General features: G+C 70.3%; 13 protein-coding genes. 7 read left to right on the plus strand and 6 right to left on the minus strand.

Going from position 1 to position 12,236, the window contains the following annotated elements; all coding sequences use genetic code 11:
- Window positions 1–98: 98 nt before the first annotated feature.
- The gene (locus BCD48_RS34100) at window positions 99–1,412 is read left to right on the plus strand and encodes an ABC transporter substrate-binding protein (RefSeq protein WP_071052509.1); all 1,314 of its coding nucleotides are present in this window, start codon (window positions 99–101) and stop codon (window positions 1,410–1,412) included.
- Between the two features lie 287 nt (window positions 1,413–1,699).
- The gene (locus BCD48_RS34105) at window positions 1,700–2,422 is read left to right on the plus strand and encodes a nitroreductase family protein (RefSeq protein ID WP_241842213.1); all 723 of its coding nucleotides are present in this window, start codon (window positions 1,700–1,702) and stop codon (window positions 2,420–2,422) included.
- 165 nt (window positions 2,423–2,587) lie between these two features.
- Here the strand turns inward: BCD48_RS34105 and BCD48_RS34110 are convergent, their stop codons facing one another.
- Together BCD48_RS34110 and BCD48_RS52625 are read right to left on the minus strand one after the other, a co-directional pair.
- Entirely contained in the window at window positions 2,588–3,472 is an 885-nt protein-coding gene (locus tag BCD48_RS34110) for an oxidoreductase (RefSeq protein WP_241842214.1), read from the minus strand.
- 80 nt (window positions 3,473–3,552) lie between these two features.
- Entirely contained in the window at window positions 3,553–3,705 is a 153-nt protein-coding gene (locus BCD48_RS52625; protein ID WP_198543505.1) for a tetratricopeptide repeat protein, read from the minus strand.
- 886 nt (window positions 3,706–4,591) lie between these two features.
- Between BCD48_RS52625 and BCD48_RS34115 the strand changes: the two genes are divergently transcribed.
- Entirely contained in the window at window positions 4,592–5,641 is a 1,050-nt protein-coding gene (locus BCD48_RS34115) for a lipocalin-like domain-containing protein (RefSeq protein ID WP_312624483.1), read from the plus strand.
- A gap of 184 nt (window positions 5,642–5,825) precedes the next feature.
- Here BCD48_RS34115 and BCD48_RS34120 read toward each other — a convergent pair whose 3' ends face one another.
- From BCD48_RS34120 to BCD48_RS34140, 4 genes are all read right to left on the minus strand, one after another.
- Complete coding sequence (locus BCD48_RS34120; RefSeq protein ID WP_071052513.1) at window positions 5,826–6,113, minus strand: DUF1330 domain-containing protein; 288 nt, start codon at window positions 6,111–6,113, stop codon at window positions 5,826–5,828.
- A gap of 246 nt (window positions 6,114–6,359) precedes the next feature.
- Window positions 6,360–6,485: a hypothetical protein gene (locus tag BCD48_RS55145; RefSeq protein ID WP_274536613.1), complete on the minus strand. Its 126-nt coding sequence runs from the start codon at window positions 6,483–6,485 to the stop codon at window positions 6,360–6,362.
- A 53-nt stretch (window positions 6,486–6,538) separates the two neighbouring features.
- Window positions 6,539–7,225, minus strand: a complete 687-nt coding sequence (locus BCD48_RS34130) for a response regulator transcription factor (protein ID WP_071052515.1) — start codon at window positions 7,223–7,225, stop codon at window positions 6,539–6,541.
- 691 nt (window positions 7,226–7,916) lie between these two features.
- Window positions 7,917–8,453, minus strand: coding sequence for an RrF2 family transcriptional regulator (locus BCD48_RS34140; protein ID WP_241842215.1), 537 nt, complete (start codon window positions 8,451–8,453; stop codon window positions 7,917–7,919).
- Between the two features lie 97 nt (window positions 8,454–8,550).
- Between BCD48_RS34140 and BCD48_RS34145 the strand changes: the two genes are divergently transcribed.
- The 4 genes from BCD48_RS34145 to BCD48_RS34160 all read left to right on the plus strand — a co-directional run bounded on the left by BCD48_RS34145 (window position 8,551) and on the right by BCD48_RS34160 (window position 12,146).
- Window positions 8,551–9,285 (plus strand): SDR family oxidoreductase, encoded by a 735-nt coding sequence (locus BCD48_RS34145; RefSeq protein WP_071052517.1) that lies wholly within the window; start codon window positions 8,551–8,553, stop codon window positions 9,283–9,285.
- 130 nt (window positions 9,286–9,415) lie between these two features.
- Complete coding sequence (locus BCD48_RS34150) at window positions 9,416–10,744, plus strand: NAD(P)/FAD-dependent oxidoreductase (protein ID WP_071052518.1); 1,329 nt, start codon at window positions 9,416–9,418, stop codon at window positions 10,742–10,744.
- A gap of 464 nt (window positions 10,745–11,208) precedes the next feature.
- On the plus strand, window positions 11,209–11,448 hold the full coding sequence (locus BCD48_RS56035) for a lipopolysaccharide assembly protein LapA domain-containing protein (RefSeq protein WP_312624475.1): 240 nt from the start codon (window positions 11,209–11,211) through the stop codon (window positions 11,446–11,448).
- Between the two features lie 122 nt (window positions 11,449–11,570).
- The gene (locus tag BCD48_RS34160; protein WP_071052520.1) at window positions 11,571–12,146 is read left to right on the plus strand and encodes a PaaI family thioesterase; all 576 of its coding nucleotides are present in this window, start codon (window positions 11,571–11,573) and stop codon (window positions 12,144–12,146) included.
- Window positions 12,147–12,236 lie beyond the last annotated feature (90 nt).

Here is a 12,236-nt window from a genome sequence, read left to right on the forward strand (position 1 = left end):
CGACCTGCACCGAACCTCGGCCCGTTCCCTGGCACCGCCGAGGAACGGGCCGATTTCACCGCCCTTTTCCTTACCTGACCGAAATGGATGGACCAGGCATGCTCAGGACAGAGATCTCGCCCGACCGGGCTGACCGCGTATGGCGATGGCGGCGGCCTGCGGCCACGCGCTGGGGCGCGGCGGCCTTAGCCGCCGGCCTGGTCGCCGTCCTGGCCGCCTGCGGTGGCGGTAGCGGCGGTAACGCGGGCGCCTCCTCGTCGGGAGCGCCAAGCGCGGGCGGGCTGCTGGGGCCGTCCAACCCGGCGAAGGGCACGCCGGTGCGGATCGGGCTGATCTCGGATGACAAGGGCCCCGTCTCGGACCTGTCCATCGAGACCGCCGTCGCCAAGGCCACCGTCGGCTACCTGAACGACCACAAGGGCGGTATCGCCGGCCACCCGATCGAGCTGGTGACGTGCAAGGCCCTCGCCGACCCGGCCAACGGCACGGACTGCGCGAACCGGATGGTCGAGGACAACGTGACCGCCGTCCTCGTCGGCACCTCCTCGGTCGTGGAGAGCATCTGGCAGCCGCTGCAACAGGCGCATATGCCGACGTTCCTCAGCTATGGGGCCGGAGACATGCTGAAGAACGCCGACACGACGTTCTTCCTCACCGACTTCTCCTACCCGGTCAAGGCGGTGATCCAGCAGGCCAAGGACAAGGGGGCGAAGAAGGTCACCGCCATCACGATCGACGTCCCCGCCGCGATGGGCGTTTGGAACGATGTCGCGCCGGCGATGTTCAAGTCGGCCGGCCTCCAGCTGGAGGTCGTGCCGATTCCCCCGGGCACCGCCGACATGACACCGCAGATCCAGAGCCTGATCTCTCGCGGCGATCCCGGGGTCGTGCAGGTCGTGGGCAACGACGCGTTCTGCATCAGCGCCTTCAACGGACTGCGGGCCGTCGGGTTCACCGGCGTCGTGGTCCCGCACCCGAACTGCATGTCGGACAAGACCCGGACGGCGGTGCCCAGCAGCTTCCTGAAGGGACTGGTCGTTCCGGGGGTCGCGCCCGTCGGCGTGGACAGCCCCTCGACACGCCTTTACAAGGCCGTCGTGGCCGCATACGGCGGCAAGGGCATCGACACCGGCAGGGTCGCCGGGCTGTCGATGTTCACGCAGGTCGCCGCCTTCCAGCTGGCGACCGCGAAGATCTCCGGTGACGTCACGGCCGAGTCCATCGTCGCCGCGATCCGGGCGATGCCGGAGCAGGACCTGCCGGGCGCGGGCGGCCTGCGGTTCCGGTGCAACGGCAAGGCCATCCCGAGTGAGCCGGCGGTCTGCGTCCGTGGCTGGCTGACCACCACCCTCGACGACAAGGGGCAGCCCACCGACTATCTGCCCGTCGGCGTCACGCCGATCGAGAACTAGTGCCGGCCGGGCGCGTCCGGCCAGCCGGCCAGCCGGCCAGCCGGCCGGACGCGCCCGCAAGGCGCCGCCGGATCGCGGATGAGGCGAGTGCGCGGACGGCCGCTTGGTGGATCTCGCGCTCGTTGCGCTGGCCGCCACGCCGTCTCTGGCGGGCATGGCACCCACGAGGCGGCCGCGGGGCCCTGGTCAGCTGTACAACGGAGTGCAGGCAGATGTCCCCCAACGCGAAAGGTTGACCGGAATCGATGTGTCCTGATCAATCCGACGCGGCATACGACCTGTCCGCGGTGCCTCTTCCACCGGACACCGTGGGCCTGCTGGAGGGGCTGACCACCACCCGGGCCATCCGGCGCTACGGCGACGAGCCAGTGCCGGAGGAGGCGTTGCGGGCGATCCTGTTCGCCGCCACGCGGGCGCCGAGCGGATCCAATCGCCAGCCGTTCCGATTCCTCGTGCTGACCAGCGGTCCGAAAGCACAAGAAGCCAAGAAGATCATTGCTGGCGGCGCCCGCCGGATCTGGGGTGGCAAGCGGAGCGCGGACCAGTACGAGCAGGGCTCGGGAGCGGTGGCCGACTCGCCCAAGGCTCGGATGGCCCGGACGATGCAGGAGTTTGTGGACACCTTCGAACGGGTGCCCGTGCTGATCCTGCCGTGCCTCGTCCGCTACCGCGACCCGACGCCCAGCGAGGGTGCGTCCGTGTACCCGGGCTGCCAGAACCTGTTGCTCGCGGCGCGGGCCTTGGGCTACGGCGGCGTGTTCACGGGCTTCAACTTCGCCGTCGACGCGGAGCTACGGGCGTTGCTGGACGTTCCCGACAACACGTTCATCGCGGGCACCATCACTCTCGGCCGACCGGTCGGCCATCAGGGACCGGTACGCCGCCGACCGATGCCGGAACTGGTGTACAGCGAGTCCTGGGGTGAGCCCGCGCCGTGGGCGGTCGACCCACCGGGCACAGCCTTCACCTCCGCGGGGCCGCCCAGATCCGCCATGCGCCGTGAGGAATAGACCCCGCTGGGATCGCAGATCGCACGTGGTCGGTTGCCTCGCTCGAGCCGTGCGACGGCCCTGGCGATGTCCGTACCGGAATCGACCGTTTGCGAGCCGTTGTTCTGGAGCGTTTAAACCGCGCCGATCCAGGCGCAACAGTGAGCCGGCGCGTGACGCCAGGAGTCAGCCGGGTCCATCGCTGGCGGCCGCGAGGAGTGGCACCACCAGGTCGCTGATCGGCGTCGGGATGCCGCGGGCCCGTCCGCGACGCAGCACGACACCGTTGCGGGTGTTCCATTCGAGCGGCCGGTTGGCTTCGCGGTCGGCGAGGATGGAGGTGCCCATGTCGGCCGGGTAAGCCTGGAAGCTGTCAACGATCTCTTGCGGCACCTCGTCGCTCAATACCGCGCCCTCGGCTCGGGCAACCTCTAGGCACTCCCGTAGATAGGCCAGAGACAGCTCGGCAATATCGGCCCTGGCAAATATGCCGGCGCGGCGGCCCGTGAGGACCATCAATCCGGCGACCGCGTTCTGCAGCAGCTTGCGCCACGCCACAGACTTAAAGTCCGTGGCCAGGTCGACCGAGCACCGAGTGCCGCGCAGAGCCTCGAGCACCACACGAGACGCCGGCGTGTCCGGCAGGGTGAGGCGCGCTTCGCCGCGCAACCACACCGTACCGTCGGGCTGCGCTTGGGCGGGGAACCACACGACCGAGGGGACGACCCGTGCGCCGGAGAGGTAAGACGCGATAATCGATCCTTGCTCGACGCCGTTCTGCAGAACACAGACAACGGTGTCTGCACCGCACAATTCCGTCAACCATGGTGCTGCCGCCTCAACCTGCGTCGACTTGACGGCAAGGAAAACAAGGTTGACCGCTCCCTCAGCCTGTGCCGTGTCGATCTGCACAGGCCCCGGCACGACGACGCGACCTTCTTCTACGTGCAGCTCGAGGCGTTCACGCGCTGTGCGGCCATAAATCCTCGGTGTATGGCCGATCTCATGCAGCGCCGCCGCCATGACCGTGCCGATCGCCCCCGGACCCACAACTGCGACGGTTGGATTCATCGACATCATCATCTCCCTTGAGTAGTCCCGGCCGTCCTGGACAGCCAGCCGAGCAGAACCTTGCGTCTCAGACAGATCGTCTAGGCGAGGGGGTGCGGGTGGTCGCGGCCCAGGACGCGTTCCCGGTCAGCCAAATTCCGTTCGTGCAGGTTGATCGCCTGCTTCACCCGCCCCGCCACCTGGTAAGCGCCGGCCAGGCGGTCTCGCGAGGCTAGCGTGTGGGTGGTCGACACGCGGGGCACGATTCTGATCAGCGAGGGTCCGTTCGTACAGTCCGACCGCGACTGGGGCTGGCCAGCCGGAAGCGGGCGTCCCGACGTCGGGCGGGACACGAATGCCGGGGTACTGAGGTACCGCCGCGTCGCGTCCGCGATGCGGACGGACCGTGAGAAAGATTTCAAGGTATACGCGCTGGGCTGGCCGCGCCGCCGTCACTGCCGAGGACCAGCGCGGCGCCGTGCGGTCGCGTCCGGCGGCCCGATGTCCTCTGGGCGGTGCCGTCGCCGACGCGCGTCTCCCCGATCATCGTCGGCCCGGCACCGGCGCCGCCGGCGGTGGCTACGACGGCTTGCCGGGCGCGGTTTCTCGTGGACCACCACCCGGTCACGCCGCCCGCGCACCAGGACTGCCGAGGTCTTCTTGGCGGGCCGTTCGTGCATGAACGCTGCAACACGGCCGCATCGGGGCGTCTCCGGCGCAGGTCAACGGCCCGCTGCGGCATCTCCGAAACCCGTCGTTGACATGACGCTGGGTTACTTCTATCGTCCCATCGTCAGATCAATATCTCTAGACATTTAGCCCCTTCCGCCCGGTGGCACCCTTGGATGTCCCGTGCGCAAACAGACCAGCGCGGTCTCGGTCGCCCTGATCGTCGCCCCGGCGGCGGGGCCGCCCGAGACGCCTGCCGCTGCCCGCTGGCGTTGACGCGTGGCCGCGGATATCCCCTTCGAGCATCGGCGGACCCCATGGTCCGCCGACGGGCGCGCGGTACCCGCCGCGCGCCACCGCCGAACGCACTGTGAGAGGGGCAAAACCATGTCAACGTCCAGGCGTACACCCGCGAGGAGAACCCGGTTCCGAAAACTGGCCACGCTCTTATTGGGCGCCCTGACGAGCCTGATGCTGATGCTCACCGGCGGGACCGCGCACGCGGCTGGCGGGGTGTCGCTGCCGGGTGACGAGTCGCCGCACGTCAGTGCCGGAATGGAATGGTGGTACATCACCGGCCACCTCAGCGGGAAGGACCTCCTCGGAAAGACCCATTCGTACGGCTTCGAGACCCTGATCAACCGCGTCGACGGGCTCTCCACCGCGCCGGTGGCGACCATCTACAACGGGAACTTCGCGATCGCGGACCTCACCCGGGGCACCTACACCTCCACCAAGAGCCTCTACAGCATCGGCCCGGACTCGGTTCCGGCCGGCGGCGGCTTCAGCGTCAACGCGGGCACCATTCACATCGATGGCAAGAACCGCGTCAACCATTTCTCCGGCGGCTTCTCCGACGCAAGCTACGTCTTCGGTACGATGACCGCGAGCCAGTCCACCCCGGCCGCGCTGCACGGCAACGCCGGCACCATCGGCTACGGGCCGTTCGGAACCTCGGGCTACTACTCCGAGACGAACCTGAAGGTCAACGGGACGCTGTTCGACCACGGCATGCCGGTGCTGGTGACCGGCACCGCCTGGCTGGACCACCAGTGGGGTAACTGGACGCCAGGCCAGGGTGGCTGGGAGTGGTACAGCCTGCAGCTGTCGAACAACACCCAGTACATGCTCTACTTCATCCGGGACGCGAACGGCAACTACGTCGAGACGATAGGCACCCGAGTCAACGCGGACGGCACGACCACCAATCTGCCGGCAGCGCAGCTCAGCCGCACGACGACGGCCACGTGGAAGAGTCCGAACACCGGAATCACTTATCCGGTGGCCTCGACGGTCAACATTCCTGGCGGGACGCTCTCTGTCACGCCACAGCTGGTGAACCAGGAGGTCTGGAGCAGCCTCATTCCTCAGGGCAACTACTGGGAGGGCACCGCGACCGTGGCCGGCACGATCAACGGCCAGGCCGTCACCGGGATGGCATACGCCGAGGTCATTCCCTTCATCGACATGCCGGGCCATGGCTACGTCTGGCAGTCCGTAAAGGACCTGCTCGGCCTCTGACGAAGGACCTGCCCGCGGCCCCGGGGAAACCCGAGGCCGCGCGGCGGCGTGACTCGCGGCGACGGATACCCGCGCTGGCATGCGTCGTCTCGTGGCATCGCCGGAGGCCGGGAAACGCCCCACGCCGCGACCGTCCGGACCGCCCGCGGTGCCCCGGTCGCGCGCGGCGCAGGCTGCTCGCTCGCTACAGGCCGGGCACGACGCGCAGGTCACGAACGGCGCCGCCGTCGAGGGCGGCGAGGGCCTCCTGGTAGGCGGCGCTGTCATGCGCGGCCCGGGCGGCCTCGACCGAATCGAATGTGATGAGCACGGTGCGGGTCTTCTCCCCAGCCTCGTAGGTCAGCTCAGGAATGCCACGGGCTATGAAGGTGCCGCCGGCGGCGCGCAGGGCCGGACCGGCCAGCTCGGCGTACGCCGCGACCTTGCTCTCGTCGACGATCTCCTTGTACACACTGATCCAGTAGGCAGTCATGAGGCCATCGTGCCCGAGGCCGGGACACAGACGGGGCTCAGTCCCGGGCGATCGTGGCAACGTTTCCGGTAGAGGTCGGTGGCTTCGGTTTCGTCGTCGAACCCGATCGCGCCCGGCTCGCGGACCTCGCCCAGCGACTCCGGGACGGACGCCTCAAGCCGATCATCGGGGCCGTGCGGACACTCCGGGAAGCGCCCTCCGCGTTCGCCCCCGACCGGCGCACCCCCGGCAAGACGATCATCAGGGTCACGGAAGACCGAGAGTCGTCATGATCGGAATACGGATCCGGTGCACGAGCTCGAGGTCGGCGTCGCCGCCGAACGGGTGCCGTCCGGTCCCGGCGTAGGCGACGAGCCTGCCCCAGGCGAACACGTCGGTCGCTGATCCGATGGGCTGACCGGTCAGCTGCCCACCGCGTTACTGGGTTACTGGGGCGCCTGTTCTCCGGGGGTCATGAGGCCGTGTTCGTAGGCGAAGACGACGAGTTGGGCGCGGTCGCGGGCGTGGACCTTGGTCATGGCCCGGTTGACGTGGGTCTTGGCGGTGGCGGGGCTGATGTAGAGCTGGTCGGCGATCTCGTCGTTGGACAGGCCGCGGGCGACCAGGATGGTGATCTCGCGTTCGCGGGTCGTGAGCTCGCTCATCGCGGGGAGTGCCGCGTGGGGGTGCGCCGTCGGGCGGGTGAGGAATTGCTTGATCAGGGTCGTAGTCGCGGTGGGGGATAGGAGCGATTCGCCGGTGGCGACGGTCCGGATGGCGTTCAGGAGTGCCGCTGGGGCGACGCCTTTGCCGAGGTAGCCGCTGGCGCCGGCGCGCAGGGCGGCGAGGATGAGCTCGTCGGTCTCGAAGGTCGTCAGGACGAGGACGTGCGTGCCGGCGAGGGCTTGGTCCGAGGTGATCTGGGCGGTGGCGGCGACACCGTCGAGGTCGGGCATGCGGATGTCCATGAGGACGACGTCGGGCATCGTCGCTCGCGCCACGGCGATGGCCTCGACGCCGGTGCCGGCCTCGCCGACCACCTCCATCTCGGGCACCGCGTCGAGCAGCAGCCGGAAGGTGGCGCGCAGTAGTTCCTGGTCGTCGGCGAGCACGATCCTGATTGAGGCGGTCATGGCCTGGGCTTCTCTGTGGGGCGGTCCGGCTTGGTCCGGAGCTCGGCGGTGACACGGTAACCGCTGTCGTCGGTCGGGCCGGCCTCGAGCCGGCCGCCCGCGGCGCGTGAGCGTTCGCGCAGGCCGATCAGCCCGTGTCCGGTCCCGACACGGCGGGCGTGACTGGGCTGGGGCGTGGGTGCGTTGCGGATCTTGAGGTTGAGGTGACCGCTGGTCCAGTGCAGTATGACGGCGACGGGCACGCCGGGGGCGCGCCGGGGGCGTGCTTGGTGGCGTGGTGAGCGTCTCCTGGACGATGAGGTAGGCAGCCAGGTTGTTCTGGTGGTTGAGTTCGTTGTCTGGCTGCCGCGGGACCGGATGTCGCGACCAAGGTCATTTTCTCGGTGGTTGCCGCCCCGGCCAGTGCCGAAGGCCGCACGCCCAGATACCGCATCCGTGGTGGTCCAGAACCACCACGTAGGGATGATGGCGAAGGGCGCAGTCCCGGACATAGCGGTGAGGAATCAGCGATCAGCCTGGAGCCCGCCTGTGGCCAACGATTCTCTTTCGGTGACCGGTCGCGCTCGATCGTCCCGCTGTTATCAATGGCGGCGCTGGCCATCGCGCTGTGGCGCGGCTGAAGCGCTGCCGCGCCCGCGGTGCGTTCTTCGTGACTGGCGGTGGATTTGCAGGTCGGCTCCGCTCTGTTGAATTAATGTCCCCGGTTCCCGGGCGCGGCGATGGGAGATTGCGTTCGTACTCCCGCCGGTGCAACAGACCCCGCTAGCCAGTTGGCGATCTCGCCGAGTGCGTCGGACTCGTAGTCCTGGGCGACGGAGCGGCCGAGGTCGGCGATCGACACTTCGCGGAGTGCCGCGCGCCAGGCTCGGTCGGCGGCGATCATCGTGCGGGTGATGGCGCACGGCGCGGTGCACGCCTCCGGTGGGGCGGCCATCGGGCCCCGCTGCCGGATCTCCGTGCACACGAACGTCGGCTGCGGCCCCTCGACGGCCTCGACCACGTCAAGCGCCGTGATCTCCTCCGGCGGGCGGGTCAGCACGTACCCGCCGGACTTGCCCTGCACCGAGTGCACCAGCTCCGCGCGGGACAGCGCCTGCAGGTGCTTGGCCAGGTATGTCGCCGAGACGCCGTGCAGCTCCGCCAGGCGCGCCGCGGGGACCGGCTCGGTCGCCGCGGTCAGCACCACGCAGCAATGCAGTGCCGCCTCGACCCCACCGGACAACCTCACGGATTCAGCGTATCGACGACAGCTTGACTCGGACAACATGTATCTGGGTATGCTCAAACTCGGACATGATGAATCCGAGTTAAGGAAGGCTGGCACCATGAAGATCGCGGTCATCGGCACGGGCCTCATCGGATCCCAGGTCGCGCGGAAGCTCGCGGCGGCGGGCCACGAGGTCGGCGCGCACTCGCGTGCCACCGGCGTCGACCTGCTCACCGGGGCGGGGCTCGACGAGGCGGTGCGCGGCGCCCAGGTCGTCGTGGACCTGACCAACTCCCCGACCTTCGACGAGGCCTCGGTGGACTTCTTCCGCACGTCGGTCACCAACCTGCTGGCCGCCGCGGAGCGGGCCGGCGCCAGCCATGTCGTCGCGCTGTCGATCGTCGGTGCCGACCAGGTGCCCGACCTGGTCTACTACCGCGCCAAGACCCTGCAGGAGGACCTGGTCAAGGCCGGGCCAGTCCCGTACTCGATCGTGCGCGCCACCCAGTTCATGGAGTTCGTCCCGGCGGTGCTGACCTGGACCACCGACGGCGACGTCGTGCGCCTGCCGGCCACGCCGATCCAGCCCATCGCCGCCGCCGAGGTCGCCGACGCCGTCGCCGGGGTCGCGGCCGGCGCCGCGCTGCGCGGCACGCGCGAGGTCGGCGGGCCAGATGTCTTCCCGCTCGACGAGCTGGGCCGCATCACCCTGGCCGCGACCGGCGACAGCCACCAGGTCGTCACCGACGACACGGCGGGCATGTTCGCCGCGGTCAAGGGCGACGTGCTCACCACCTCGGAGGGTGCCCACATCGCCGCCACGCACTACCGCGACTGGCTGCGGTCGCGCTGACCCGGCGACCCGCCTCAACCCGGCCTGGCCGCCCCGATCTGATCCGATCCGGGCATCGCGCGCGCCGTAGTTGTCATACTCTGCCGGGGTTGCGCCTCCTGGCAGGCAGGGCGACAGAACAGAGGGCGTCATGCGCAGGATCCTGATCGTCGGCGGCGGCTACGCCGGCTTCTACGCCGCCTGGAAACTGGAGCGGAAGCTCCGTTCCGGCGAGGCCGAGGTCACCCTCGTCGACCCTCGCCCGTACATGACCTACCAGCCGTTCCTGCCCGAGGTCGTGGCCGGCTCGGTCGAGGCGCGGCACGCCGCGGTGTCGCTGCGCCGCCACCTGCGCCGCACTCGGGTTGTCGCCGGCACGGTGACGGCCATCGACCACGAGCACCGCGTCGTCACCGTCCAGCCCGCCGACGGGGACACGTTCGAGGTCACCTACGACCTGATCGTCGTCACCGCCGGCGCGGTCACGCGGAAGATCCCCGTGCCCGGTATCGCCGAGCAGGCGATCGGCCTCAAGCACGTCGAGGAGGCCGTCGCCATCCGGGACCAGCTGCTCACCGCGTTCGACCGGGCCGCCGCGCTCCCGCCCGGGCCGCGGCGGCGCAAGCTGCTCACGGTCACCTTCGTCGGCGGTGGTTTCTCCGGGGTGGAGGGGTTCGGCGAGCTGTTGTCGCTGGCGACAGCGCTGTTCAAGCGCTACCCGGAGCTGCGCCGTGACGAGCTGGGGTTCCACCTGGTCGAGGCCTCCGGCCGCATCCTGCCCGAGGTCACCGACCGGCCGGGACGCTGGGTGGTGCGCTCGCTGGAGCAGCGGGGCGCGCACGTCCACCTGAAGACCCAGGTGACGTCCGCCGTCGACGGGCACGTGGTGCTCTCCACCGGCGTGGAGTTCGACTCGGAGCTGATCATCTGGACGGTGGGCAACGGCGGGAACCCGGTCATCGGCAGGCACACCGATCTCCCGGTCGACGAGCGCGGCCTGGTCGTCGTCCGGCCGGACCTGCGGATCGGCACCGAGAGCGACCCCGTGCCCGACGCCTGGGCGGCCGGTGACGACGCCGCCGTGCCCGACCTCGCGTCGGCTGTCCCGGGCGCGCGCACCGTGCCCAACGCCCAGAACGCCTACCGCCAGGGAAAGCTGCTGGCCCACAACCTCGTCGCCACCCTGCGGGGCCGGGAGCCGAAGAAGTACGTGCACCACAGCCTGGGCGCCGTCGCGACCCTGGGCCTCGGCCACGGCATCTTCCAGTATCGGCGCATCGTCATCACGGGGCTGCCGGCGTGGCTCATGCACCGCGGCTACCACATGCTGGCCGTGCCGAGCTGGGAGCGCAAGGCCCGGGTCTTCGCCATCTGGCTGACCGCCGCGCTGTTCGGCCGCGACACCCTCTCGCTGGCCGCCGTGCAGCACCCCCGGGCCGCCTTCGTCAGCGGTGGCGAGCCGTCCGTCCTTCCGGAGTAGGACGGACCGCGACCGACCTCCGAAGGCCCGGGGCCCGGCCGCCGCACCCCGGGCCCCGGACCCGGCCGCTGGGCCCGGACACCGACCCCTTGAGCCCAGGCCCAGCCGTCGGCGCGCTCCGGGCCCTCGCACCCCGCTCACCTCCGCCTACACGGGCTCGGCCCGCGTCCCAGACTTGGTCTGAGCTGCCGGAATGGGGCGCGATGGATCTACACTTGCGTGAGCTTGCGGTGCCACAGGGGAGAGAGACGCCGATGACCACGCCAGGGCAGCCGACCGGCAGTTTTAACTACGCGCCTCCCGGGTCGACGGGCGGCGCAGCGATTCCACCCCCGTCGGCCCCGGCGGCTCCCACGGCGCCGCGAGGTCCCGGGGCACCGGGCGCCCCCGTGCCGCCGACGCAGCCACGGGGGGCCAGGTCACGGCTGCCGGGGAGGCGCCAGCGCGGCGGCGGGGTCAGCTGGGTGGTCTACGCGGCGACCGTCATCGTGCTCGTCCTCGCGATCCTCGTCGTGCTGTTCGTCGCCCAGAACGACCAGCGGGTGACCATCTGGCTGTTCGGCACCCGCAAGTACATGTCGGTGGCCGGCGCGCTCAGCATCGCCGCCGCCGCCGGGCTGGTCGTCGGGCTGCTGCTCGGCGTCATCACCCAGATCCCGGTGCGCCGCAAGCTGCGGGCCGCCAAGCGCCGCCTGGAGGGCTGACCGGCCCGCCGGCCCGGGCCCTCCGGGCGCGCGCGCTGGCGCGGGATCGGCGAGGGCGGGCGAAGTGAGAGCTGGGTCGCGAACGGACTGGTGACGGTGGCGGGCCGGATATCGTCCGGCTCGTGACGGCGTCTCGAACCGATCTCCCGGCCGACGCGACGGCGCCGGTGCGCCATCCGGACGCGCCGGCGCCGGGTACCGCGGTGCCCGCCCACTACGCGCACTGCTTCGGGTGCGGGGCCGCCGAGGAGCACGGGCTGCATCTGGCGATCGTCGCCGGCGAGGGCGTCGAGCTCGCGGCGACGCTGGAGGTCACCGAGCACCATCAGGGCGCCCCAGGTCTCGCGCACGGCGGGCTGCTGGCGTCGGCGCTCGACGAGATCCTCGGCATGCTCGGCCATCTGACGCGGATGAGCTGCGTCACCGCCCGGCTGGAGACCGACTTCCGGCGGCCGGTGCCGGTGGGCTCGACGCTGCACCTGCGCTCCCGGGCCGACGGCGTCGCCGGGCGCAAGCTGTACGCGAGCGCCGAGGGGCGCCTGGGCGCCACCGACGGGCCGGTCGCGGTCCGGGCTCGCGCCCTGTTCGTCCAGGTCGGCCTGGAACACTTCGCGGAGCACGGCCGAGCCGAGGAGCTTGAGGCGGTCGCCCGCGACCCGCACCTGATCAGCATCCCGGACTACACCGTCAACCCATAGCGGGACGTCGTCCGTCGTCCCCGGCGCGTGGGGCCGCGTGGGGCCGGCGCCGCGGGCTCGAGCTCAGGCCCGGACATGACGGGGGGTGCG

It is taken from the genome of Pseudofrankia coriaricola (genome assembly GCF_001854805.1).
GTDB lineage: Bacteria > Actinomycetota > Actinomycetes > Frankiales > Frankiaceae > Pseudofrankia.

Bases quoted from the DNA above. Each gene is read 5' to 3' on its own strand.
- BCD48_RS34100 (WP_071052509.1), top strand. From the start codon at position 99: ATGCTCAGGACAGAGATCTCGCCCGACCGGGCTGACCGCGTATGGCGA.
- BCD48_RS34110 (WP_241842214.1), bottom strand. From the start codon at position 3,472: ATGAATCCAACCGTCGCAGTTGTGGGTCCGGGGGCGATCGGCACGGTC.
- BCD48_RS34115 (WP_312624483.1), top strand. From the start codon at position 4,592: ATGCTGATGCTCACCGGCGGGACCGCGCACGCGGCTGGCGGGGTGTCG.
- BCD48_RS34120 (WP_071052513.1), bottom strand. From the start codon at position 6,113: ATGACTGCCTACTGGATCAGTGTGTACAAGGAGATCGTCGACGAGAGC.
- BCD48_RS34130 (WP_071052515.1), bottom strand. From the start codon at position 7,225: ATGACCGCCTCAATCAGGATCGTGCTCGCCGACGACCAGGAACTACTG.
- BCD48_RS34145 (WP_071052517.1), top strand. From the start codon at position 8,551: ATGAAGATCGCGGTCATCGGCACGGGCCTCATCGGATCCCAGGTCGCG.
- BCD48_RS34150 (WP_071052518.1), top strand. From the start codon at position 9,416: ATGCGCAGGATCCTGATCGTCGGCGGCGGCTACGCCGGCTTCTACGCC.